A 23,725-nucleotide genomic window follows, 5' to 3' on the forward strand; every position below is an offset into this window, starting at 1 on the left:
ATTATTTCGCAATAGAATCAATGGCTGTCCGTGTATGAGCAACATAGAATGATTCTACCGCTTTAATTCTGCCCAGACCGGAAATCTGAGTATCTACCTTGTCAAATGCACCTGATGCCTCAAACTGGCTCTTCCAGGAATCCTCGTCATCGCCTGCCATGTCGTTGTTTGCGTGATCACCTGCAACTACCATCAGCGGACGAAGAACGACATTCTTATAACCTGCTGCCTTCACTGCCTCGATAACAGACTCACAGGAGGTCTCTTCCGGCTCGCCCTCTACGGTACCGATAAATACATTGCTATATCCAAGATTCTGCATCTGGGTCTGCATCTGGCTGTAGGTTACCTTTGCAACGTGTGCGGTACCATGCCCCATCAGAACGAATGCAGTTCCCTGATCGGCTGCGTCAGCTGCATCTTTAAAACCTGCTTCCGAAGCTGCCTCTGCTACAACTGCTTTTGCAACTGCCTCTTTATCTGCATTGATAACGGTTGCATCGTCGCCAACCTCACCCAACAACGGCTCTGCGACAGCTATCTGCTCGAATTTATCCTGATACTTCTCGAGCGCCTCAACCATCTCGTCATACTCAGCACCGTGCATCAGGTGGGTCGGCTGGACAACCAGCTCTTTAACTCCGTTCTCCACGGCGCGCTCCAGTGCCTGATCCATATTGTCGATGCACTCGCCGTCACGAGCCTCAACGTGGTTGATAATGATCTGTGCGGTAAATGCACGGCGGACTGCCCAATCCGGGAATGCATCCTGGATGGAATCCTCGATACTCTTGATATCTTTCACACGGCTGTCGTTGAAGGAAGTACCAAAGCTGACTACCAGGATCTCCTTGTCGCCAATCTCATCCTGATTGCGCGGATCGTCCAGGCTCGCGTCGCCGGTATCACGACCAAAATAATCTGGATCTGCGTTCTCGCCTTCTACCAGTTCCTTCTGCTCGTCAGTCAGGGCATCCCATGCCTCTTTGGCTGCCTTGCACTGCTCATCCGTGTCATCGGTGCGCTCCTGTACATAGATGTCATCGATCAGCTTTGCCACCTTATCTGCTGCTTCCTGATCGGAATCGGCGCTCTCAGCTGCCTCGGTCTCTGCCTCAGAAGCCGCCTCCGTCGAGGTTGCCTGGCTGGATGTACTGCCACCGCAGGCTCCAAGCAATACGGACATCGTAACTGCCGCTGCACTTACAACTACTTTTTTGTTTTTTCTCATGTTTTCCTCCTTGTGTGACTCGCACAAAAATAGTTCTAACCGATATGTTCACGACAGCCGGCAGGTTTCCTGGCTTTCGGGTCATCATGCACGCCGCGCCTTCTCACTTTCGCAATGGCATCTGCGGCGCCACTCTCCGGTTCACAGTGACGAGATCGCACAGGTTTTGCACCTGTTTCCCTTTTACCCCCTGTCCGCGCCTGCCAATCCGAGCAATCTGACTGGTCTGGCACAAACAGCGGCACCCACTGCCCATATCAGCTTGTTTCATTATAGATGGGGTATGCTTAAAAGTCAATTTATCCTGGAAATTATATCAAAAAAGCACCTCTCATCCGGTTACTCTTCACGCACGTGCCCAGTAACGGAATTTGCCGTGGCTTCGCATTTAAATACGGCAAATTCCTGCTGCCACCACGTTTTCCTACGGCACTTTCGGTTCCAAAAGTGCCTACCCGTGAACTCTCTCATCCGGATAAAAGGTGCTCTCCTCCTCTTAATGATTTTATATTTTTTATGGCATAAATTTCCGGTAAATCGAAATAATTTTCTCATTCTTCACCGTCACAGCCGTGTTGTATGGCTTAAACTCCCCGATCAGCCGATCACGGATCGCGAATAATTCTTCCGCGGTATACACCTGCGGCGGTGTATCCGGGTCAGAATCATCTGTCAGGACAAAGTTCTCATCCATCTGCAGCGTAACCTCTCCCAGCTTATGGTAACTTCTCCCGACTGCCATCTCCAAGCCATAAAAGGAATCCTCCTCTACCATTCTCAGCTCTTCTCCCCCCTGTGCCGGACCGCCATTGATCTCGATCCGCCCAGACTCCTGTCGGTCAATCGAAGTAATGAGACATTCTTTCCCATCGATAAGCAGCGTATCTCCCGCCTGCAGTTCATCGATATCTGCCTTATGAAAATGCTCATAGTCATAGACCGTCAATGTGATGATAACATTGCTTTCATCCTGATGGATCTGCTGCGGTTTGAACCCAGCTGCAAAGGTACAGTTGTCAAAATGCGTCATATTGAGGGTTTCCCGGACTGGTTCAACCGTGAGCGGTTCCGTCCGCTCAGTTTCCTGCGTTTTATCCCGTTTGGGCTGCTCCTGCGCCTGATCATTTTCAGCCACAGCCTCACGGATCGCCCCCTGGCTCTCCTCATCGACAGCCCCTTCCTGTGTGGCTGTCTCCGATGCCGCGCCCGCACAGGCGGTCATCCATACACTCATCCCAAGTGCTGCGGCGATCCATGTTTGTTTCAATCGTCTCATGTTTGCTGCCGCCCCTTTCCCACTTCTCCTTTTTTCTGGCATTTTCGTAACTGTTCAGTACCTTCACAGTCACGCGCAAAAATCCATCAAAAATTGCCTACGGCAATGGGATTTTTCTGCTTTTTCTTCGCCGCCTCAACCAACTTCTCCATCTCCCGCATTACCTCTTCAAAATTCAACGCAGAAGTATCCAGTAAAATGGCGTCCTCCGCCTGCTTGAGAGGCGACAATTCCCGGTGCATATCGCGGTAATCGCGCTCGATGATATCCTGCTCGATCGCCTCCAGGGAACAGCTTTCCCCGCGTTCGGTCAGCTCTTTATAACGGCGTCCAGCTCTCACACGGCTGCTCGCGGTCAGATATACTTTCAGGGTCGCATCCGGCAGAACCGCCGTTCCGATGTCCCGGCCATCCATCACGACATCCCGGCGTCCGGCTAATTCACGCTGCAGCTCCACCAGTTTTTTGCGGACCGGCGCATAGACAGAGGTATTCGAAGCCATATTGCCAACCGCCTCCGTCCGAAGCTCGCTGCTGACATTCTCCCCATTTAAATAAACCTGCTGGACCCCATTTTCATATTCCAGTGAAATGGAAACCGTCTCACAGGCGCGTCCGATCGCCGCCTCATCATGGCAGTCGATGCCCTGTCGCAGAAAATACAATGCCATCGCCCGGTACATCGCCCCCGTATCTACATAAATATATCCATAATCTTCCGCCAGCTTCTTTGCCACTGTGCTCTTCCCAGCCCCGGCTGGTCCATCAATCGCTATATTAATCGGCATTTCGTTTCCCCTTTTTCATATCGTTATAATTCATGATTTTCCGCTGCGCTCCGTCCTGCCAGCACACCGGTCGACCACGCAATTTGTAAGTTGTAGCCGCCCGTGACTGCATCGAGATCCAGCACTTCCCCGGCAAAATAAAGCCCTGGAAGCTTCTTCGACTCCATCGTGGATGGATTAACTTCTTTTACCGTCACACCGCCCTGGGTAATGATCGCCTCATTGAAACCTCGCAGCCCGGTCAGCGTCAGTGTAAAATGCTTTGTCACCTCCGCCAGCCGTCTCCGCTCTTCCTTCGTCACGGCGTTGACCTGCTTGTCCGGCTCAATGCCGCTGCGGCGAATTATGACTGGTATCAGTTTTGATGGGTACAGATGGTTCAGCGCATTTTTAAACTGTTTATTCTTCTCCGCCTCAAAATCGCGCAGAATCCGCGCATCGAGCTGTTCCATGGAAAGCGCCGGTTTCAGATCGAGCATCAGAGTCAGCGGACCCTTTTTCAGTTTTTTCGCCGCATAACTGCTGGCACTCAAGAGTATCGGACCCGAAACGCCGTAATGGGTAAACAGCATCTCACCAAATTCACGGTAAACCTCTTTCTTTCCATTTAAAACAGCAGCTTCCACGTTCCGCAGGGAGAGTCCCTGCAGCTCCTTCACATCTTCCTTCGTCTCAAACGGAACAAGCGCCGGCGAAAGTTCCGTCACCTTGTGCCCTGCAGCCTCCGCAAACCGGTAACCATCGCCGGTTGAGCCGGTCGTCGGGTAGGACAAACCGCCCGTCGCCACGATCACTGCATCCGCAGCTATGTAGGAGCCCTTTTTCCCACGCTCATTACCGCCCTGCGCCAGAATCACACCTTTTAATACACCATCCTCCAGCCACAGTTCCCGGACTCCCTGATTCAATTCTACTTTCACGCGCAGTTCCCGCAGCCGTCTTGCAAACGCCGATGTCACATCCGATGCCCGGTCAGACACCGGAAAGACACGGTTGCCGCGCTCAACCTTAACATGACAGCCGTTCGCCTCCAGAAAATCCTTCATATCCTGGTTACTAAAACCGTAAAATGCACTGTATAAAAAGCGGCTGTTTGTCACAACACTGTCAAACAGACCTTCCATATCACAGTCATTCGTCACATTGCAGCGCCCTTTTCCTGTAATATAGATCTTTTTTCCCAGTTTCTCATTCTTTTCATAGATCGTTGCCGCGCAGCCATTTTCCGCCGCCGCAATCGCCGCCGCCATGCCGGCTGCCCCGCCGCCGATCACGATTATTTTTTTCATATTGCTATCCTTTTCGTTTTTATATCGCCTGGTGCTATCAATCCTGTACCAGGTGGATCGCAAATCCGCCGACTTCTTCTTTAAAATAGGCGAAAATACAGCGACCCTGCTCATCAAAGCGCTTCGTCTCTTCCCGAAGCGTCATACCGCGGTTCACAAAGTATCGGATCGCCGCCTCGCAATCATTTACACCAAAGCCAATATGGCCGTAGGTTCCGTGGCTCTCCACCTTCATATTTTCCGTCATGTCACCGCTGAACACCGCTTTCTCCGTCTCGCGCGGCATCAGCCCCATCAGGCGCGCCAGTGTCTCAGCAACCTCCCAGGCCTCGTCTTCCGATTTTGTATTGATTCCCACGTGTTTTACGTGCATATGAAATAATTCCATCGGGGTTGGATCCCCCGCATGCTCTGCCATAAATGCTAGTGTGCGCTCTTTTGCTGTCTGCTCCATTTTGTCCGTTTCCTTTCTATCGCTACATTTAACGCAAAGTTTACACAAATGTTTGTGTTTTTCAAAATTGCCGTCTTTTTCTTTAAATATTGATTTTACTGTATCTTACGAAGAATTGCAACCGCGCTTCTGCATATTTCCACACATGATTGCCAAATCGACAGCCCGCTTTTTTCTATCACTTACGCGGCTTTTTTACCTCACGGATCTTCTCCTCCATGGCCTCCACAACCGTTTCCAGCACCTTGACGCGCGCGTAATATTTGGAATTTCCTTCTACGATCGTCCACGGGGCATAGGTAGTAGAGGTCCGCACCAGCATCTCATTGACTGCCTGCTCGTATGCGTCCCATTTTTCACGGTTGCGCCAGTCTTCGTCCGTGATTTTCCACTGTTTTGCCGGAGCCTCCATGCGCTCCTTAAAGCGGCGTTCCTGCTCATCTTTATCAATATGAATCCAGAATTTCACGATCACCGCGCCAAAATTCGCCATGTGCTCTTCCATCTCGTTGATTTCCTGATATGCCCGTTTCCAGTCCGCCTCACTGCAGAAGCCCTCGATCCGCTCCACCATCACGCGCCCGTACCAGGTGCGGTCGAAGATCGCAATATGCCCCGCTTTCGGCATCTCCCGCCAGAAACGCCACAGATAATGGTGTACCTTCTCCACATCATTCGGTGCCGCCGTCGGATTGACCTTGTAGCCGCGTGGATCCAGGTGGCTTGTCAGGCGCCGGATCGCACCGCCTTTTCCCGCCGCATCCCAGCCTTCAAAGCCGATCACCACCGGAATCCGCAGCCGGTACAGCTCGCCGTGCAGCACCTCCAGCTTTTTCTGCAGCTTATCCAGACGTTCCTTATATTCCTCGCGTGTCAGCGTTTTCGTCAGATCCACGCCGGAAAGCACACCATTTTTAAACCGCTCATCTGGAAGTTTGACCGGCGGATGCACCGCCCCTTCCTCGCGTTCCATTCGGCGGCGGTTCAGCTCATACTCCAGCCGGTCTGTGACGGTGGATAAAATCTTGACTGCCGCATAATTTTTATCAGTCGCTTCCACGATCGTCCACGGCGCGTACCCGGTATCCGTCCGCTGCAGCATTTCCTCATTCATCTCCAGAAATGTATCGTAATCCTTGTTGCGCTTCCAGTCCGCCTCCGTCACACGCCACGCGGTCTCTTTGCTTTCTTCCAGCCGTTTAAAGCGCTTTTTCTGCTCGTCCCTGGAAATATACAGAAACAATTTGATCAGAATCATGCCGGAATCTGTCAGCTGCTTTTCAAATGAAAGGATATCCCGGAACGCCCCGTTTAGCTCCTGCCGCTTCGTCTCTTTGTCAAACCGGTCAACGGTAACCTTATCGTACCAACTCTTGTCAAAGATCATCATACGTCCATCTTCCGGTGTCCTCGTCCAATACCGCCAGAGAAATGGACGCATCCGTTCCTCCTCCCCCGTCTCCCGGCTCGCATAAACATCAAAGCCGCGCGGATCCAGCGGCTGGATCAGGCGGTTGATCTGCGTTCCCTTACCGCCTGCCCCGAAGCCGTCAAATACGATGACAACCGGGATCTTTTCCTCCTTACAGGCGCGCTGCAATTCTCCCAGCTTCACATCCATCTCTTCCCGAAGCTTCTTGTAATTTTCCTTATCCACTGATTTATTCAAATCTACTTTTTCCAGCATCTTTCCACCTCCACATCAAGCAGTAAAATGACCTTTCACCAATCCCATGGCATCACAACGCTTCGTCTTTACCCTTCCCCGTCATCATCTCATGCTCTTTTTTGATCTCTTCGTATAATTGTACCGAATCCCACTTCATATTATACGGTGTCAGGACTGCTTTATAATCAATCCGTCCGACTCCCTTTTTTCGGAGTGCGTGGATAAATGCATCGATCTGGGCGGAAGAAAAGCCTGCCATGATCGCCATCTCATCTGAGAAATCCATTTTCCTGGAAGAATCGTTCTCCGGCACTTCTCGCTGCAGCCTCCCGTCTGCCAGTTTCTGAGCGGACTCTTCTTTTTGCGTTTCCTCCCCGGTCTCTATTGCCTGTCTGGCTTCCTTGAGGACATCCTCATCCAGTCCTTTCACGCCAGCCAGCACGCCCACCGGCAGCCCGTACTCCTCCTTTTTCACTGCCCTTAAACGGAATCCCAGTGGCATAAGCGCCTGCTGCACCTTCATTTTTCTTTTGGAATCAGTAAAATTATACAATAATACGGTTGGTTTCATCGTAATTTATCGGTTCTCCTCTCTGTTTCTTATTCCCGCCTCATCAATTCTCCGGCTTCTCAATATGATTCTCTATTATATCCTTTTTCTCCCCTGCTGTGCAAGAAAAACAAAAAAACAGCGGCATCAGCCACTTGCTTTCGCTCGTCCGCTGTCTGCCGCTGTCTGATTTTTGTTTCATTTATGTATGTTTCCGCATTTCAGATCCTCTTCCGGTCTGCTGCCAGATAGCTCCCTAGTGAAGAACACCATTTGCATCCGCTACCATACCGTTCGGAGTTACCATGTTCGTCCAGAGTGCTCCGCTATTCAGGTCAAACAGATACCATGCGCCATCGATGAACTGATAGCCTGTCTTTCTTGCACCACGGGTACCGTCGGATACCGGATTCAGATAATACTTGTACGGTCCAATCTGCTGCCAGCCGGTCAACATCTTGCCTCTCGTACCATCGGATACCGGGTTTAAATAGAACCAGTTATTATCAGTATAGATCCAGTCTGTATCCATGAATCCGTTTGCATTCAGATGATACCACTCATTATCAACATATACCCAGTTGTTCTTAACCGGTACACCATTGATGTAGTAAGACCAGCCGTAAATGCTGTTTACCCACTGACCATTCGCATTTGCCGGAGTGGAACCACCAGAAGAATTATCGGTCGGAGGTGTACCTGTATACACATCTGAAGAATTCATATAATATTCATCGGACTCGTCACTCCACTCACCCTTATCGCTTCCGTCAACCGCGCGCACCTTAAAGGTATAATCGCCGGATTTCGTCATGTATGGGTAGAAATTGTAGCTTGTGCCTGTAGTTGTAACAGTCGTTACGGTAGAACTGTTGCGGTACAGTTTAACTTCATACTTGCTTGCATACGATACGCTGTCCCAGGTTGCGGTACGATTGCTCCAGCTAAGATCTTCGACCGTATCCAAATCGCCGTCAACAGCTGACATCGTAATCTTAACTTTCCACTCGCTCTTATCGCCAGATCGCTTCGTAACTTTGTAAGCCGACTTGGTTGCAGAAAGCTTTGTGCCGGATAACTGATAACCGTCCTTTGCCTCGATCGTCAGGTAGATGACCGGCTTATCACCTCTCTCCCACTCGCTGTCGTCATTGTCAAACTCCTGCTCGGTAATCTCAACATTACCCTTCGTAACTTGTACATCCGGATCCCCGATGCTGTCGCCCGCTTCCGGTTTCGCATTGACACGGAACTTAACTTCCGAGATCTTTTTGTCAGCCGCGTATGCCGGAATACTCATAGCCAGTGCCGCCATGATAGCAAGAACGGAAACCGCCGCTGCCTTCAGGTTATGTCTCATATCCCATCCTCCTTTTTTAATGTACTCTCGCGTACAAACTCTTGTTTCCATTATAACAAACATATCTGCCTGCGTCAAAATAAACTGTCGGTATTTTCAAAATTTTTACCTTGTTTTTTGAAGTAAATGTCTGTTTTCTGTTATTGACAGGATAGCACACTTTTATTACCTGAGAATAACTTTTTGTTTAAGGTTTTCTGACATTTTCGTCAATGATAAAATTTATATCATAATTGCTATTTTCTGTGACATAAAAAGAATGTACCTTTTTGTGTGATGGGGAATTCCAAGGAATTTTCTATCGCACAAAAAATAGACCGGGGCAGATTTCTGCGGTCCGGTCTATTTCTACCTTGCTTAAAAGCAGGTGTTCATTTTATTTGAAATACTCCACACCTGAAGCAAACAGCTGCATATCCTGATTTCCATAGATATTCATGCCTGTATCGCTCCAGCAGCGCTCGTTGTGACCCATCTTACCAAGAATACGTCCATCCGGGCTTGTGATACCCTCGATGCACTGGTAGGAACCGTTCGGGTTCCACTCCTCGCTGACGGATAAGTTTCCGTTCGGATCGCTGTACTGGATCGCGATCTGACCATTTGCGCGAAGTTTTGCAAGCCACTCCTCGTTGGCTACGAAACGTCCTTCACCATGGGACATCGGATTGCAGTATACGCCTCCCAGCTCTGCTTTTCTGAGCCACGGGGACAGGTTAGATACAACCTTTAAGTATGCCATGCGGGAAATGTGGCGTCCAATGTTGTTGGTTGTCAGAGTCGGGGAATCTGCTTTCTGCGGCTCAATCTTGCCTCCGGTTAAAAGTCCCAGTTTGATTAATGTCTGGAAGCCATTGCAGATACCCAGTACCAGACCATCCCGGTCATGAAGCAGTTTGTCGATCTCCTCCATCATCGCCTCGTTGCGGAATACCGTAGCGAAGAATTTAGCCGAACCATCCGGCTCATCACCTGCGGAGAACCCACCCGGGAACATGATGATCTGGGATTTCTTGATATCCTCTTTGTACTGCTCGATGGAAGAACGGATATCGGATGCATTCTGGTTGCGGAATACACGCACAATCGTCTCCGCTCCGGCTGCCTCAAACGCTTTCGCGCTGTCCAGCTCGCAGTTGGTACCCGGCATTGCCGGAATAAATACAGTTGGTTTTGCCACTTTATGTTTGCATACATATACCTTATCGGTATTGTAAAGTGTCTCTTCTGCTGCCTTCATCGGTGCGCCGGAAGCGGTCGGGAACACTTTCTCCAGGGTTCCGGTCCATGCTTTCAGAGCCTCTTCCATAGAGATCACGGTACTGCCATACTCGAAGGTTCCCTTGTCAGTTACCTCACCGATCACGGTGTACGGGATGGACAGCTCGCCTACCTTGCCATCCGGAACCTCGCAGACGATATTGCCCCAGCCAGCGGCGAAGAAGTCTCTCGGATCTACATTGTGCTCAATCTTTACGCCCAGGCGGTTACCAAATGCCATCTTGCTGACAGCCTCTGCCACACCAGCACCCTCAACCGCATATGCGGAAATAATCTTTCCAGACTCCATATCGCGGTAGATTTTCTCGTAACCATCCATGATCTGGCTGTAAACCGGCAGGTCATGTGCATCTTTCTCGATGGTAAAGAGAACAATCTTGCTGCCCGCTTTCTTAAATTCCGGAGATACCACGTGTTTGGTATCGGAAATATCAACTGCAAAGGAAACCAGTGTCGGCGGTACATCGATTTCGCCGTGCTCTTCATCATAGAAGCTGCCGGACATACTGTCCTTGCCGCCGATGGACGGAAGTCCGAATCCGAGCTGTGCACTGTAAGCACCGAGCAGAGCGGAGAACGGTGTGCCCCATCTCTTCGGATCTTCCGTCATACGTTTGAAGTACTCCTGGAAGGTAAAGCGGATCTTGTGGAAATCACCGCCGTTTGCCACGATCTTGGCAACAGAATCCAGCACTGCGTAAGTAGCGCCGTGGTACGGGCTCCAGCTGGACAGGTACGGATCATAGCCGTAGCTCATCATGGTAACGGTATCGCATTTGCCCTTGCTCATCGGCAGTTTTGCCACCATCGCCTGTGTCTCGGTCATCTGGTGGACACCGCCGTATGGCAGGAATACACTGCTTGCGCCCACGGTGCTGTCGAACATCTCAACCAGACCCTTCTGGGAGCATACATTTAAGGAAGAAAGCATGGACAGCCATTTTTCTTTGACATCCTTTACCTCCTGTTTATCAAATACATTGCCTTCCCTGGTCGGAACCTCAACGGTAACGGTTGTCTCCTGATGAGCACCGTTGGTATCCAGGAATGCACGGCTTAAATCTACGATCGTCTTGCCTCTCCAGTTCAGAACCAGGCGCGGGGACTCGGTAACAACGGCAACCGGAACTGCCTCCAGGTTCTCTTCTGCTGCATAAGCAAGCATCTTATCAACATCTTTCGGGTCTACCACCAGAGCCATACGCTCCTGTGACTCGGAAATCGCAATCTCCGTTCCGTCCAGACCTGCATATTTCTTCGGAACCTTGTCAAGGTCAATCTGAAGTCCGTCAGCTAACTCACCGATCGCTACCGACACGCCACCGGCGCCAAAGTCGTTACACTTCTTGATCAGACGGCTGACCTCTGGGCGGCGGAACAGTCTCTGTAATTTACGCTCGGTCGGTGCATTGCCCTTCTGAACCTCTGCGCCGCAGACCTCGATGGACTCCTCTGTATGTACCTTGGAAGAACCGGTTGCGCCGCCGATACCATCACGGCCGGTACGTCCACCCATCAGGATGATTACATCGCCCGGATCGGAAGTCTCACGGATGACGTTTTTGCGCGGAGCTGCTGCCATAACAGCACCGATCTCCATACGCTTTGCCACATAATTTGGATGATAAATCTCTTTTACATAGCCGGTAGCAAGACCGATCTGGTTACCGTAGGAGCTGTAGCCATGTGCTGCATCCTTTACGATGCGCTTCTGCGGAAGTTTGCCGTGCAGTGTCTCCGACATCGGACGGGTCGGATCAGCCGCACCGGTCACACGCATAGCCTGATATACATAGGTACGTCCGGAAAGCGGGTCACGGATAGCACCGCCTAAGCAGGTGGCAGCGCCGCCAAACGGCTCAATCTCGGTCGGATGGTTGTGGGTCTCATTCTTAAAGTTTACCAGCCACTCTTCTTCCTTGCCGTCGATGGTAACCGGAACTACGATACTGCACGCATTAATCTCCTCAGACTCCTCCAGATCCTCCAGCTTGCCTTCACGGCGAAGCTTCTTCATAGCGAGAACAGCCAGATCCATCAGGCAGACAAACTTGTCATCGCGATCTTTGTAGAGAACCTCGCGATCTGCCAGATACTGTTTGTAGGAAGCTTCCATCGGCTCATTGTAATCGCCCTTTGTAAAGGTAACGTCCTTTAACTCAGTCTGGAAGGTCGTATGACGGCAGTGATCGGACCAATAGGTATCCAGCACGCGGATCTCGGTCACAGACGGATCTCTCTTCTCTTCGTTCTTAAAGTAGTTGTGGATATGCTCGAAATCCTTGAACGTCATCGCAAGGTTCAGGGAATCGTAGAGTTCTTTTAACTCTGCCTCGCCATAACCGCAGAAACCATCGAAAATCTTGACATCCTCCGGCTGCTCAAATACCGTTACCAGCGTTTCCGGCTTTGCGTTGTTATTCTCACGGGAATCCACCGGGTTAATGCACAGGGACTTGATGCCCTCGATCTGCTCCGCGGTCAGTGTTCCGGAAATAACATAAGTTGTCGCGGAACGGATCACCGGATTTTCCTCTTCATTCAGAAGTTTCACACACTGTTCTGCGGAATCGGCTCTCTGATCGAACTGTCCCGGCAGGAACTCAACGGAAAAGATCGTATCGCCTTCCTTGGACGGGAATGCCTCCTCATAGACAAAATCAACCGGCGGCTCAGAGAAGATAGTAATCAGCGCTTTCTGATATGCATCCTCCGATACATCCTCAATATCATAGCGGATCAGTACGCGGACATCGGTGATCGTGTCGATCCCCAGATAGCTTGCGATCTCCTCTTTCAGATCGTGAGCCAATACGGCAAATTCCGGTTTTTTCTCAACGAAAATACGTCTTACGCTCATGTTTTCCTCCTGTTTTTTCGTATTTTAATGTTTCATGTTCTGTAAAATACATTCATTTTTTAGCATAAAAGGCAAATGCCTTCTTCTAGCATCTGCCTTTATCATACACAATTTTTATAGATTAGTAAAATTAATATATTTAATATTTTTTATTAACACATCTTATTGGTTACTGTTCACGCATACGTGCCCAGTAACGGAATTTGCCGTGGCTTCGCATTTAAATACGGCAAATTCCTGCTACCACCACGTTTTCTTACGGCACTTTCGGTTCCAAAAGTGCCTACCCGTGAACAGTAACTCTTATTGTATCTCTTGCCTTATTTCATTCCTGCTTTCTTTATTTTGAAATCATTCTTTAAAACGATTTTTTCTGTTCCAACGCCCCTGTCTCATTCAGTGCAAGCAGCTTTCCCATCCCCGTCGAACGGTCATACGAAACAACCGACAGACTGGCATTCGCCACAATGATCTCCTGCGGCTCCCGATGGAAACGGAGCAGATAATTCATCAAAAAGACGAGGATCCCACCGTGCGCCACGATCACCGCATCCCCGGCTGTCTCCTCCAAAATCTGTCGGATTGCCCGTTCACTCCGCGCCTCGCAGGATTTTCTTGATTCTCCGCCGGACGGGATGCCGACCATCGGCTGTTCCCTCCACAGATGAAATTCATCCGGGTACTCTGCTTCCACCTGCTGCCAGCTTTTGCCTTCCCAGCATCCAAAATCGCGCTCCCGCAGCCCCGTCAGGCGGCGGAGCGGTAATTTTCCTTCCTTTGCCAGGATCTCCGCCGTCTGGAATGCACGCGCAAGCGGGCTGGCATAGACCGCATCGATCCGCGTTTTTGCCGGATAGCCGCTCCTTTCTTTCAGGACAGTGGCAAGCTGCTCCGCCTGCTGCCGTCCTGTTTCGTTCAGCGGAATATCCGTCGTTCCCTGTATCTTTCCCGCCCGGTTCCAGTCGGTCTGACCGTGGCGTACCAAATAAAACAGCATTTTCTATTACTCCTGTTCATCTATCTCTTTCTGAGCCATCTCTGCGGCCTGACCGCTGACCTTCATCGCGTCCATCGTCAGCTTCATGATGTCACGGATCTCATCCTCGCTCATCTTCATGCGCTCCGCCAATTCCGCAAGGGTCGCCTCACGTCCCAGCTCCCGCGCCATGCTCGCAGAAATATCCTTGAGGACATTAACGCGCACCGCCATCTCCTCCTCGATCTTCGTCTCGCGGTTCTGAATCTGCAGCGCATCCTCGATCGCCGCGCGCACCTTTTTCTCCATCTGCGCGTCGAAATCACCGTTTTCGTACTCGCTTGCGAACAGAAACAGCGCCATATTTGCCTCCTGCACCAGATCGCCCGCCGGAAGTCCCCGATCGTGGTACTCCTCCGCGATCTGAACCGCCTTCGCCAGTTTTAACTCCGTCAGACGGGAAGCCGCTGTCTTGTCCCCCTCCGTCAGTTTTTTCAGAAGCGCCGCTTCCTCCTCCGGCGTGCCCTGCGGGAGATTTTTCAGTTCCTCTAAGTAAATATCATAAAATGTATTAGATTCCATGTGATATTCCCTCCTAAAAAATACATACTTCTAAGATGATTCCGTCATTTTATCACAAACAAGACACAGATACAATCATTATTGACTCCGTCCTTCAATCATGTTACACTGAATACAGTTCTATAAGGAGGACTAATAAATGGATATCAACTATGAATTATATAAAGTATTTTACCACGTAGCCTCGACGTTAAGTTTCTCCGAGGCATCTAAGCAGCTTTTCATCTCCCAGTCGGCGGTCAGCCAGTCGATCAAGGTACTGGAGAAGAAACTGAACCAGACTCTTTTCATCCGCAGCACAAAAAAAGTACAGCTTACCCCGGAAGGCGAGATCCTACTCAAGCACGTGGAACCGGCGATGAACCTGATCCGTCAGGGCGAAAACCAGCTGCTCGACTCTAACAGCTTAAACGGCGGTCAGCTCCGCATTGGCGCAAGCGATACGATCTGCCGCTATTATCTGGTGCCATTTTTAAGCGAATTTCACAAGCGCTACCCGAATATCCACATCAAGGTTACCAACCGTACCTCCATCGAATGTGCGCGGCTTCTGGACAACGGTCAGGTCGATTTTATTCTGACGAACTATCCAAACTCCGGGCTCGGTGGAACGCAGAATATCCATGTGCTGCGCGAATTCAACGATATATTCGTCGCCAATGAGACCTATTTTCCGATGAAAGACCGCCCGGTTACACTGCACGAGCTGCAGGCGCTCCCAATCCTCATGCTGGATCGCAAGAGTACCACCAGCGAATTTCTGCACAACATGTTCCAGAAGCACCAGCTCGACCTCGTACCGGAGATTGAATTAAGCAGCAACGATCTGCTCATCGATCTGGCGCGCATCGGTCTCGGCATCGCATTTGTCCCGGATTTCTGTCTCCCGGCTGGCGAAAAAGAACTTTATGCCCTGACCCTGACTGAAGCCCTGCCGCCGCGCCAGCTCGTCGTCGTCCACAATGAGACAATGCCGATCTCACAGGCATCGCGTGAATTTATTGAACTTCTGGAAAACGGCTCCAAAACGCCTGAAGCTCCTGCTCCAGAGACGAAAGACTGACCCGTTTGACATCGCTCCATTCCCTTGGAAATAATTCCCGGTACTCCCGACGCCAGAACCGGTCATCCAGTAAAAGGATGACGCCCTGATCGGACGCGGTCCGGATGACCCGCCCTGCCGCCTGGAGTACCTTATTCATGCCCGGATACTGGTAGGCATATGCAAATCCATCATTTCCCGCTTCTTCAAAATATCCCTGCAAAATTTTCTGCTCCGTGCATACCATCGGGAGCCCGGTTCCGACCACGATCACGCCGATCAGCCGGTCGCCTGTCAAGTCGATTCCCTCCGAAAACAGACCGCCCATCACGCAGAACGCCACCAAGGAGGTATCACGTTCAGCTGTTTGTTCGGGAGAAAATTTCTGTAAAAATGCTTCTCGTTCCTCCTCGGTCATGTGAGAATCCTGGATCAGGATTTCCATGCTTTTTCCGTTTTTCCCGGAATGATTTTTCATTTTTTCATTATCTTCCAATTCAACATTCTGATACGCATATTCTTCTTCACACACCTCACGTACCCGGTTCATATACTGATACGACGGAAAAAACACAATATAATTGCCCTTTTTCACACTTGCCATCGTCTGGATGTAGTGCAGCACCCGCCGATATTCCGTCTCATTGCGCCGCGTATACCGGCTCGTCACATCCGTCGCCGCCAGCAGAAGACGCCGCTCCTGCGGAAACGGGGACGGCACATAGACCGTATAGTCCTCCTCCTGATCCGACAGAAGCATCCGGTAATACCGGAGCGGCAGAAGCGTTGCCGAGAAAAAGACCGCCGCTTTCCCCTGCGACAGGCACTGCGCCAGATTTTCAATCGGATTGACACAATAAAGCCGGATGACAAATTCGCCGGACGGCAGAAGTTCCGTATAAATCCTGTAATGCTCATCGACCCGCTCATACATATTTAAAAAATGTCGCACCGAAAAATAAAAATCCAGAATCGTGTCCCGCCCATCTTCCCCGCCCGGCTTTTCCAGATACTTTTCCATTTCTCCAAAAACACCGTTTAACACTGAAACCAGATGTCCGGCATCCTTGAGCACCTGGTAGCCGCTGCACTCCCGCTTCATCTCCAGAAGCGCCTTATTTAACCTTGTAAGCTGCCGCCCCAGCGCCGGCGCACGATGTCCCAGTACCTTTTTCGTCAAAAGCACTTCTTCCTTTATAATAGAAGCACTATACATTTCCCGCGCGCGCGATACCAGATTGTGAGCTTCATCCATCAGGAAGAAATAGTCTCCCTCCGCCCCATCCGCAAAATAACGCTTCAAGCGCACATCCGGGTCAAAGACATAATTATAATCGCAGATGATCCCATCCACAAACGAAGAAATATCGAGGCAGAACTCAAACGGGCAGACCTGAAACTTTTCCGCATACTCTAAAATTACCGAACGCGTGATTCCAAATTCCTGATGCAAAATTTCATACACCGCATCGTTGACACGGTCAAAATGCCCTTTCGCACGCGGGCACATTTCCGGATTACACACCGGTTTTTCCAAAATACACAACTTTTCCTTTGCCGTGATCGTGACCGAACGAAAATACAGCCCGCGTTCCCGCAAAATCGCCAGCGCCTCTTCCGCCACCGTCCGCGTGATCGTCTTCGCCGTCAGGTAAAAGAGTTTCTGCCCATGCCCTTCCCCGATCGCTTTAAGCGCCGGAAATACCGTCGAAAGTGTCTTTCCAATCCCGGTCGGGGCCTGGACAAACAGCCTGCGCCCGCGCTCCAGCGTCCGGTAAACCGCCACCGCCAGATCCCGCTGTCCCGCCCGGTACGGATAGGGAAATTCGAGCGCTTTGATTGATTCATCACGTCGCAGCCCGTTGTGATAGAGGTAACGCGCCCATTTGACATATTCATGGATCAGACCAGCAAACCATTCAGAAAGTTCGTTCATCGTCTGGATCTCCTGAAAGCGGCGGATCTCCTCCGTCTCCAGATTACAGTAGGTGAGCTGCAGTGTCACTTCGTCCAGCGCTTCCTGTAATCCATAGATATAGCCATAACAGCGCGCCTGCGCCATATGCACGCCAACCGCTTCTTCCAGACAGTTTACATCCTGGTAAACACACTTGATCTCATCGATCGTGACATCTTTTCCATCCCGGATGATTCCATCCGCACGCCCCTCGACCACGATCTGGAATCCGTCCTCCTCCACCGAATGGCGCAGCGACACCTCCGCCTGATACCCTGATCCCATCCGCCGCTGTATCTTCCGGTGCATCCGTCCTCCAGCTAACATCGCCTCTTTCTGTGCACCCTCCGTGCACCGGTTATCAATATCCCCCGAACGCAGAACGAACTCAACCAGATTGCGGACGGAGATCCGTATCTGCCTGCCGGTCAGCTCCATGTGTAGTTCCTCCCTTCCCCGTACATGTACTCTCGGAATCTTTCTGTGCTTGATTTTGTGAAATGATTTTTTGTCAGTTGTGCCCAAATTTCTGAGGCGTACGCGGTGCGTACGTTGATGAAATTCGGGTGCGGCTGGCGGAAAATCAGCCACAAAAGCACGTGCAGAAAGACTCCGAGAGTACATATATATGTCTATCAAAAAGACTGCAGACACCATCTTCTCTCCGGCACCCGCAGTCTTTCTTTATTTTCGTACTATCAACTTTTCTTTCATCATGCCGATTCGAGCCATACATATCCTTCCAAAATATCTATGATATCTATGTTCCACTTGAACCAGCCTTCCAGCCCTTTTATGCCGCTGTCACATTGTCCGCTTCCATCGTGTCAAGGAACGCCTCATACTCTGCATCCTCGCCCGTGTACTCAACGGTCAGAATCTGTGTCAGATCCAAACTCATAACTCCCAGAATCGACTTGGCGTCAATGACAACACGGTTATAAAAAACATCAATATCAAAATCGCATTTCATAGAAGCATTGACAAATTTCTTTGCATCTTCTATCGTTTTCAGCATAATTTTTCTCTGTTTCATAATAAACAACTCCTTTTTCCTGAATGTACCAACAGAATTTTTCCCTCCGTTTTTTAGGCACATTTAAAACCATAAAGATTTATTCAGTGTTTATAGCATGATTTTTGTCGAATGTCAATTTGATTTCTTTTATACCGCATATTTTTAATACATGATTTTTACCAAAAAAGCAGAGTGTTTCTTAGTAAAATATTCCGACGTCTAGAACTATCGTCGTATTCATTTCATGATATATTGTCATTATTTATATACATCAAATGGTTTAACGGATTGTTTTTGGGCAGTTGAACTAAATATTCATTGTGATTTTCCACCCAGCATGAGCACACAAATTCTCTTTTACCAATTTATCCTGATCTCTAGTTTCCATATAAAATGATGAATGATACTTAATAAATGGAAAAAAATATATTAAATCAAAAAAAATGAAAAATTATAAAAAAATTGTTGACTTTTCGTTATGGCTATGATATCATAACTGAGTCAGCAGCGAAGGGGAATAGTTCAATGGCAGAGCAACGGTCTCCAAAACCGTTAATGGGGGTTCGAATCCCTCTTCCCCTGCTTCTAAAGGCGTCAGTGATTCAGAGATGAGTCATTGGCGTTTTTTGTTTTTTTAAACATTTAAGTCAAACGTCCGCGAGACTTGACGCGTGATTCTGGTCAGAGAAGCTGACATATTCCTATCAGAATCACTGCGCATCCTCGCGGAGCGTTTATCTCAGTCGGAGACCTAACTCCCACTGAGACAAATTTGCTGTTACTCACATTACGCTAATATTATTTTTCTTAAATTTTCCCAAAATCCAAGCAACCTACAGCAGCCCAATCGCCTCCCGCACATTTGCCACCCCTTCCAGCCGGATATCCGACCTTGGTTTCAATTTACTGACATTGACCATCGGAAGAATACATCTTGTAAATCCCATCTTGACTGCCTCATGGACTCTCTGCTCTGCCATCGAGACGGCGCGCACCTCTCCGGAGAGTCCGACCTCGCCAAATACGATCGTTTTCTCATCCAGCGGACGGTCTTTATAGCTGGAAATCAGCGCCATCACGATCGCAAGGTCAAGCGCCGGCTCGTTCATCTTCATGCCGCCCGCAATGTTGACATACGCATCGTACCCGGACAGGGCATAACGGCATCGTTTTTCCAACACTGCCATGAGCAGGTTCACACGGTTGTAATCGACGCCCGCTGCCGTCCGCCGCGGCAGTCCGAAATTCGTCTTTGACACCAGCGCCTGCACTTCCAGAAGAATCGGGCGGGTTCCCTCCATCGAGCAGGCAGTCACCGCACCGGATGCCTCCGCCGGGCGCCCTTCCAGCATAAATTCGGATGGATTCGGCACCTCCGCCAGTCCTTCCTCCCGCATCTCAAACACGCCGATCTCATTGGTCGAACCGAAGCGGTTCTTCACTCCCCGCAGAATCCGGTAGGACGCATGGCGATCGCCCTCAAAATATAGCACTGTATCGACCATATGTTCCAGCATACGCGGTCCCGCCACAACGCCCTCTTTCGTCACATGACCGACGATAAAGACTGTCACGCCCAATCCTTTTGCGAGCTGCATCAGGACGCCGGTGCACTCTCTTACCTGGCTGACACTGCCCGGTGCGGAACCCGCCGCTTCGATAAACATGGTCTGGATCGAATCGATCACGACCACATCCGGACGTACCTCCCGGATCACCTCCGCGATCGTATCCAGGTTCGTCTCACTCAAGAAGGAAAGTGGTCCGCGCACTGTCCCGATCCGGCTTGCCCGCAGTTTGATCTGTTTTAATGACTCCTCACCGGAAACGTATAAAACCTTCTGTTCCTGTCCCGCCAGGTTCCGGCAGACCTGCAGAAGCAGGGTTGATTTTCCGATTCCCGGATCTCCGCCGACCAGCACCAGGGAGCCACGCACCACGCCGCTTCCAAGCACCCGGTCAAGTTCTGCAAATCCGGTTCTCGTCCGATCCGTATCGGAAAGCTCAATTTCATCTAAGCTAACCGGCTTTGCCTGCGCGCCAACCCGTTTCCCCGGTGCCGCTGTCAGAGAAGCCGCTGCCGCATACCGCCCTGCTGCCGTACCGGATGATGCCGGTGCGGACGGCGCCTCCACCATCGTATTCCACGCCTTGCACGCCGGGCACTGCCCCATCCATTTGGAAGATTCATAACCGCATTCCCTGCAGAAAAATCCCGTTGATTTTGCCTTTGCCATGCTGATTCCTTTCCAAACACTTCTTCTCATATTTCTTATTACACAAAAAGCCGCTGCATGGCGGAAACCGGCTTCCGGCGCACACGCCCGCCATTCCTGCCATGCAGCAGCTTTCATCTCATGCATTGTAACTTGTACGTAACGTTTTGTTTTTCTTTTCTTTATCTGGCTTCAATCCGGATTGCGGTTGCCTTGCCCGGGTTCAGCTCCACGCTCAGTACCAGTTTGCCACTGACGTTGGTCTTCATGCCGCCGACCGATACGCCGTCTACATATACCTCATACTCACGCTCATCCTCTAACTGAATGGTAATCTGAGCATCCTTCTCGCCCTCAACCGAAAACTGTACGGAAGTATCTCCCGCCTGGAAATGATTGACTGCCGTGCCCGGTACCGACTCATATACGAACATTCCGTTGCGCTCCAGCTTGGTAATCTCGCCGAATGTTTTTACCTTATAAAGATCGCCCTGAAATTCAAAATCCTGCAGCTTGGACTTTGCTGCTAACATATAATTGCCAAAACTGATGGTTCCGTCATCCTCGATGCGGATTAACTCGCTAACTACTGGCATAATGCTTTATCCTCCTAGTATCCTTTTAATCAATATCGCAACTGCTCCGCACTTACACAGTTACTCAATAGTATCATTTTAACACACTTCGACCGGGTTTACCAGTCTTTTCGCTTCCAGCCCTTTAGACCGTCTCAAATTTCAGCTGGTCGCCATCTTTTTCAATCCGAACCTCTGTTTTTTTCCGGATCGTGCCTTCCAGGATCTTCTCAGAAAGCTGATCCTCGATCTGCGTCTGGATCGTCCGGCGCAACGGTCTTGCACCATATTTGGAATCATATCCCTTGTCTGCCAGGAAATCGATCGCATCATCTGTGATCGTGAGCGTCATTCCAAGCTGATCCTCCGTCCTTTTCTTGATGCCGCGCAGCAGAATGCCCGCGATCGTCTTGATATTCTCCTTCGTCAGAGGATGGAATACTAAAATCTCATCGATTCGGTTTAAAAACTCTGGCTTAAACATCCGGCGCACTTCCTCCATCACGCGTTCTTTCATAAACGCATAATCCGCTTTCTCACCGCTCTCCGACGAGAATCCAAGCCGCTTCGGGGAAATAATATTTTCAGCGCCCGCATTGGAGGTCATAATCAGAATCGTGTTCTTGAAATCCACCTTCCGTCCCTGTGCGTCCGTAATGTGCCCGTCATCGAGGATCTGCAGCAGAATGTTAAATACATCCGGATGCGCTTTTTCAATCTCATCAAAGAGAATAACCGAATATGGATTGCGACGCACCTTCTCGCTGAGCTGTCCGCCCTCCTCGTAGCCAACATATCCTGGCGGCGAACCGATCATCTTGGAAACGCTGTGTTTCTCCATGTACTCCGACATATCAACGCGGATCATCGCATTTTCCGTGCCAAACATCGCCTCCGAGAGTGCCTTGGAAAGCTCTGTTTTTCCGACACCCGTCGGCCCCAGGAACAGAAACGAACCGATCGGCCGCTTCGGATCCTTGAGTCCCACACGACCACGGCGGATCGCACGCGCCACGGCGGATACAGCTTCCTCCTGTCCGACCACACGCTCATGCAGAATGGACTCCAGTTTCAACAGCCGCTCTGACTCTTCTTCTGCCAGCTTGCGAACCGGGATCTTCGTCCAGTCAGAAACAATGTCCGCAATCTCATTTTCACCGACCACTAACTTGCGTGAATTTTTCTCTTTTTCCCATTTTTCACGAATCTTTTCAATCTTTTCCTGCTTTTTCTGCTGCTTCTTCTTGATTTCACCGGCTTTCTCATAGGCTTCAGCCTTGATCGCCTCTTCCTTCTGACCTTCGAGTTTTTTGATCTCCGCTTCGAGCTTTTTGATTTCCTCCGGCTCCGTATATACAGTCAGACGCAGCTTCGAGGATGCTTCATCGATCAGATCGATCGCCTTGTCCGGCAGAAAACGGTCATTGATATAGCGGGCAGACAGGCGCACCGCTGCCACCAGTGCCTCATCCTGGATCGTCACCTTGTGATGTTCCTCATAGCGGCTGCGAAGCCCCTTCAAAATCTCGATGGATTCCGCCTCCGTCGGCTCATCCACCATAACCGGCTGAAACCGGCGTTCCAAGGCCGCATCTTTTTCGATGTATTTGCGGTATTCTTCCAGCGTCGTCGCACCAATGAGCTGAATCTCGCCCCTCGCCAGCGACGGTTTCAGGATATTGGAGGCATCGATCGCGCCCTCCGCGCCGCCTGCGCCGATGATCGTGTGAATCTCGTCAATAAACAAGAGCACATTTCCACTCTCCCGCACCTCGGCAAGTACCTTCTTAATCCGCTCTTCGAACTCACCGCGGTACTTGGATCCTGCGACCATGCCGGACAAATCGAGGCTGACAACCCGCTTTTTCGCGATCGTCTCCGGTACATTGCCGGAAACAATGAACTGTGCCAGACCTTCCACAACCGCCGTCTTTCCGACGCCTGGTTCCCCGATCAGGCACGGATTATTTTTCGTCCGGCGGCTTAAAATCTGAATAACACGTTTCATTTCCCGTTCCCTGCCGATGACTGGATCGAGCTTTCCGTCCCGCGCCATCTGGGTCAGATCCCGGCTGAAATTGTCCAGATTCGGTGTATTGCCTTTCTCCGGGCGCACCCGTCCTGCTGCCGCATCTTCCGCTGCCTCGGACGGCGCATCATCGCCCATAGCCCCCATCAGATCCACATATAATTTCTGAATATTAACATTCATTGTATTGAGTAAACGGCACGCAGTTGATTTTCCATCCTTGATGATAGCAATCAGGATGTGCTCCGTTCCAATCAGAGGCGCTTTGAAAAAAACCGCCTCATCATAACTCGCCTGCAGCACGGCGCGCGCCCCCGGCGTATACTCAATCTGTCCCTCTACCTGAGTCGCCACTGCCGGGCTTATCAGACGTTCCATCAGTTCCATGACACGCTCTTCTGTCACATCATGTTCTGCCAGAACCGCTGCCGCCACGCCAGTTTCCTCTTTTATCAGTCCTAAAAGCAGATGCTCCGTCCCCACATAGCCGTGTTCCAGCTCCTGCGCTGTCTCGACTGCCAGACGGATCGCTTCTCTGGCTTTCTGAGTAAAACGATCGATCATTTTACTGT

The 23,725-nt window shown here is 50.4% G+C and carries 18 protein-coding genes, 1 tRNA gene and 1 riboswitch; of the genes, 2 read left to right on the forward strand and 17 right to left on the reverse strand.

Going from position 1 to position 23,725, the window contains the following annotated elements; translation table 11 throughout:
• Position 1: 1 nt before the first annotated feature.
• From DWX68_RS02640 to DWX68_RS02690, 12 genes are all read right to left on the reverse strand, one after another.
• Positions 2-1,231: a sirohydrochlorin cobaltochelatase gene (locus DWX68_RS02640; protein ID WP_118628538.1), complete on the reverse strand. Its 1,230-nt coding sequence runs from the start codon at positions 1,229-1,231 to the stop codon at positions 2-4.
• A gap of 41 nt (positions 1,232-1,272) precedes the next feature.
• A riboswitch (cobalamin riboswitch) is annotated at positions 1,273-1,450 on the reverse strand.
• Positions 1,451-1,745: 295 nt separating this feature from the next.
• The gene (locus DWX68_RS02645; RefSeq protein WP_147354936.1) at positions 1,746-2,507 is read right to left on the reverse strand and encodes a hypothetical protein; all 762 of its coding nucleotides are present in this window, start codon (positions 2,505-2,507) and stop codon (positions 1,746-1,748) included.
• A gap of 86 nt (positions 2,508-2,593) precedes the next feature.
• Positions 2,594-3,295, reverse strand: a complete 702-nt coding sequence (gene cmk, locus DWX68_RS02650) for a (d)CMP kinase (protein ID WP_118628540.1) — start codon at positions 3,293-3,295, stop codon at positions 2,594-2,596.
• A 23-nt stretch (positions 3,296-3,318) separates the two neighbouring features.
• Positions 3,319-4,584 (reverse strand): NAD(P)/FAD-dependent oxidoreductase, encoded by a 1,266-nt coding sequence (locus DWX68_RS02655; protein WP_118628541.1) that lies wholly within the window; start codon positions 4,582-4,584, stop codon positions 3,319-3,321.
• Positions 4,585-4,621: 37 nt separating this feature from the next.
• Complete coding sequence (locus DWX68_RS02660) at positions 4,622-5,038, reverse strand: VOC family protein (RefSeq protein WP_243027499.1); 417 nt, start codon at positions 5,036-5,038, stop codon at positions 4,622-4,624.
• Positions 5,039-5,216: 178 nt separating this feature from the next.
• Positions 5,217-6,725: a polyphosphate:AMP phosphotransferase gene (gene pap / locus DWX68_RS02665; RefSeq protein WP_118628542.1), complete on the reverse strand. Its 1,509-nt coding sequence runs from the start codon at positions 6,723-6,725 to the stop codon at positions 5,217-5,219.
• A 52-nt stretch (positions 6,726-6,777) separates the two neighbouring features.
• Entirely contained in the window at positions 6,778-7,278 is a 501-nt protein-coding gene (locus DWX68_RS02670) for a DUF3783 domain-containing protein (protein WP_118628543.1), read from the reverse strand.
• 43 nt (positions 7,279-7,321) lie between these two features.
• Positions 7,322-7,459: a hypothetical protein gene (locus DWX68_RS14600; RefSeq protein WP_182432118.1), complete on the reverse strand. Its 138-nt coding sequence runs from the start codon at positions 7,457-7,459 to the stop codon at positions 7,322-7,324.
• A 54-nt stretch (positions 7,460-7,513) separates the two neighbouring features.
• Positions 7,514-8,617, reverse strand: coding sequence for a hypothetical protein (locus DWX68_RS02675; protein ID WP_118628544.1), 1,104 nt, complete (start codon positions 8,615-8,617; stop codon positions 7,514-7,516).
• Positions 8,618-8,993: 376 nt separating this feature from the next.
• Positions 8,994-12,758: a phosphoribosylformylglycinamidine synthase gene (locus tag DWX68_RS02680; protein ID WP_117795627.1), complete on the reverse strand. Its 3,765-nt coding sequence runs from the start codon at positions 12,756-12,758 to the stop codon at positions 8,994-8,996.
• Positions 12,759-13,116: 358 nt separating this feature from the next.
• Positions 13,117-13,755 (reverse strand): histidine phosphatase family protein, encoded by a 639-nt coding sequence (locus DWX68_RS02685; RefSeq protein WP_118628545.1) that lies wholly within the window; start codon positions 13,753-13,755, stop codon positions 13,117-13,119.
• 6 nt (positions 13,756-13,761) lie between these two features.
• Positions 13,762-14,316: a sigma-70 domain-containing protein gene (locus DWX68_RS02690; RefSeq protein ID WP_118628546.1), complete on the reverse strand. Its 555-nt coding sequence runs from the start codon at positions 14,314-14,316 to the stop codon at positions 13,762-13,764.
• 139 nt (positions 14,317-14,455) lie between these two features.
• On the opposite strand from DWX68_RS02690, the gene DWX68_RS02695 reads away from it, so the two are divergent.
• The gene (locus DWX68_RS02695; RefSeq protein WP_118628547.1) at positions 14,456-15,379 is read left to right on the forward strand and encodes a LysR family transcriptional regulator; all 924 of its coding nucleotides are present in this window, start codon (positions 14,456-14,458) and stop codon (positions 15,377-15,379) included.
• On the opposite strand, the gene DWX68_RS02700 is transcribed toward DWX68_RS02695, so the two are convergent.
• Positions 15,315-17,753: an ATP-dependent DNA helicase gene (locus DWX68_RS02700; RefSeq protein ID WP_118628548.1), complete on the reverse strand. Its 2,439-nt coding sequence runs from the start codon at positions 17,751-17,753 to the stop codon at positions 15,315-15,317. The genes DWX68_RS02695 and DWX68_RS02700 overlap by 65 nt on opposite strands.
• Positions 17,754-18,108: 355 nt before the next feature.
• Positions 18,109-18,351, reverse strand: a complete 243-nt coding sequence (locus tag DWX68_RS02705) for an HPr family phosphocarrier protein (protein WP_107000009.1) — start codon at positions 18,349-18,351, stop codon at positions 18,109-18,111.
• Positions 18,352-18,844: 493 nt separating this feature from the next.
• Between DWX68_RS02705 and DWX68_RS02710 the strand changes: the two genes are divergently transcribed.
• Positions 18,845-18,915: transfer RNA gene (locus tag DWX68_RS02710), tRNA-Trp, on the forward strand.
• A gap of 251 nt (positions 18,916-19,166) precedes the next feature.
• Here DWX68_RS02710 and radA read toward each other — a convergent pair.
• The 3 genes from radA to DWX68_RS02725 all read right to left on the reverse strand — a co-directional run bounded on the left by radA (position 19,167) and on the right by DWX68_RS02725 (position 23,717).
• Entirely contained in the window at positions 19,167-20,570 is a 1,404-nt protein-coding gene (gene radA / locus DWX68_RS02715) for a DNA repair protein RadA (RefSeq protein ID WP_117795810.1), read from the reverse strand.
• A 161-nt stretch (positions 20,571-20,731) separates the two neighbouring features.
• Positions 20,732-21,145: a hypothetical protein gene (locus DWX68_RS02720; RefSeq protein WP_022359635.1), complete on the reverse strand. Its 414-nt coding sequence runs from the start codon at positions 21,143-21,145 to the stop codon at positions 20,732-20,734.
• A 124-nt stretch (positions 21,146-21,269) separates the two neighbouring features.
• Entirely contained in the window at positions 21,270-23,717 is a 2,448-nt protein-coding gene (locus tag DWX68_RS02725; protein WP_118472749.1) for an ATP-dependent Clp protease ATP-binding subunit, read from the reverse strand.
• Positions 23,718-23,725: the final 8 nt, after the last annotated feature.

It is taken from the genome of Clostridium sp. AF20-7, assembly GCF_003479275.1.
GTDB lineage: Bacteria > Bacillota > Clostridia > Lachnospirales > Lachnospiraceae > Otoolea > Otoolea fessa.

Excerpts from the sequence above, each read along its gene's own strand:
- DWX68_RS02640 (WP_118628538.1), bottom strand. The coding sequence starts at position 1,231 with ATGAGAAAAAACAAAAAAGTAGTTGTAAGTGCAGCGGCAGTTACGATG.
- DWX68_RS02645 (WP_147354936.1), bottom strand. The coding sequence starts at position 2,507 with ATGAGACGATTGAAACAAACATGGATCGCCGCAGCACTTGGGATGAGT.
- cmk (WP_118628540.1), bottom strand. The coding sequence starts at position 3,295 with ATGCCGATTAATATAGCGATTGATGGACCAGCCGGGGCTGGGAAGAGC.
- DWX68_RS02655 (WP_118628541.1), bottom strand. The coding sequence starts at position 4,584 with ATGAAAAAAATAATCGTGATCGGCGGCGGGGCAGCCGGCATGGCGGCG.
- DWX68_RS02660 (WP_243027499.1), bottom strand. The coding sequence starts at position 5,038 with ATGGAGCAGACAGCAAAAGAGCGCACACTAGCATTTATGGCAGAGCAT.
- pap (WP_118628542.1), bottom strand. The coding sequence starts at position 6,725 with ATGCTGGAAAAAGTAGATTTGAATAAATCAGTGGATAAGGAAAATTAC.
- DWX68_RS02670 (WP_118628543.1), bottom strand. The coding sequence starts at position 7,278 with ATGAAACCAACCGTATTATTGTATAATTTTACTGATTCCAAAAGAAAA.
- DWX68_RS14600 (WP_182432118.1), bottom strand. The coding sequence starts at position 7,459 with ATGAAACAAAAATCAGACAGCGGCAGACAGCGGACGAGCGAAAGCAAG.
- DWX68_RS02675 (WP_118628544.1), bottom strand. The coding sequence starts at position 8,617 with ATGAGACATAACCTGAAGGCAGCGGCGGTTTCCGTTCTTGCTATCATG.
- DWX68_RS02680 (WP_117795627.1), bottom strand. The coding sequence starts at position 12,758 with ATGAGCGTAAGACGTATTTTCGTTGAGAAAAAACCGGAATTTGCCGTA.
- DWX68_RS02685 (WP_118628545.1), bottom strand. The coding sequence starts at position 13,755 with ATGCTGTTTTATTTGGTACGCCACGGTCAGACCGACTGGAACCGGGCG.
- DWX68_RS02690 (WP_118628546.1), bottom strand. The coding sequence starts at position 14,316 with ATGGAATCTAATACATTTTATGATATTTACTTAGAGGAACTGAAAAAT.
- DWX68_RS02695 (WP_118628547.1), top strand. The coding sequence starts at position 14,456 with ATGGATATCAACTATGAATTATATAAAGTATTTTACCACGTAGCCTCG.
- DWX68_RS02700 (WP_118628548.1), bottom strand. The coding sequence starts at position 17,753 with ATGGAGCTGACCGGCAGGCAGATACGGATCTCCGTCCGCAATCTGGTT.
- DWX68_RS02705 (WP_107000009.1), bottom strand. The coding sequence starts at position 18,351 with ATGAAACAGAGAAAAATTATGCTGAAAACGATAGAAGATGCAAAGAAA.
- radA (WP_117795810.1), bottom strand. The coding sequence starts at position 20,570 with ATGGCAAAGGCAAAATCAACGGGATTTTTCTGCAGGGAATGCGGTTAT.
- DWX68_RS02720 (WP_022359635.1), bottom strand. The coding sequence starts at position 21,145 with ATGCCAGTAGTTAGCGAGTTAATCCGCATCGAGGATGACGGAACCATC.
- DWX68_RS02725 (WP_118472749.1), bottom strand. The coding sequence starts at position 23,717 with ATGATCGATCGTTTTACTCAGAAAGCCAGAGAAGCGATCCGTCTGGCA.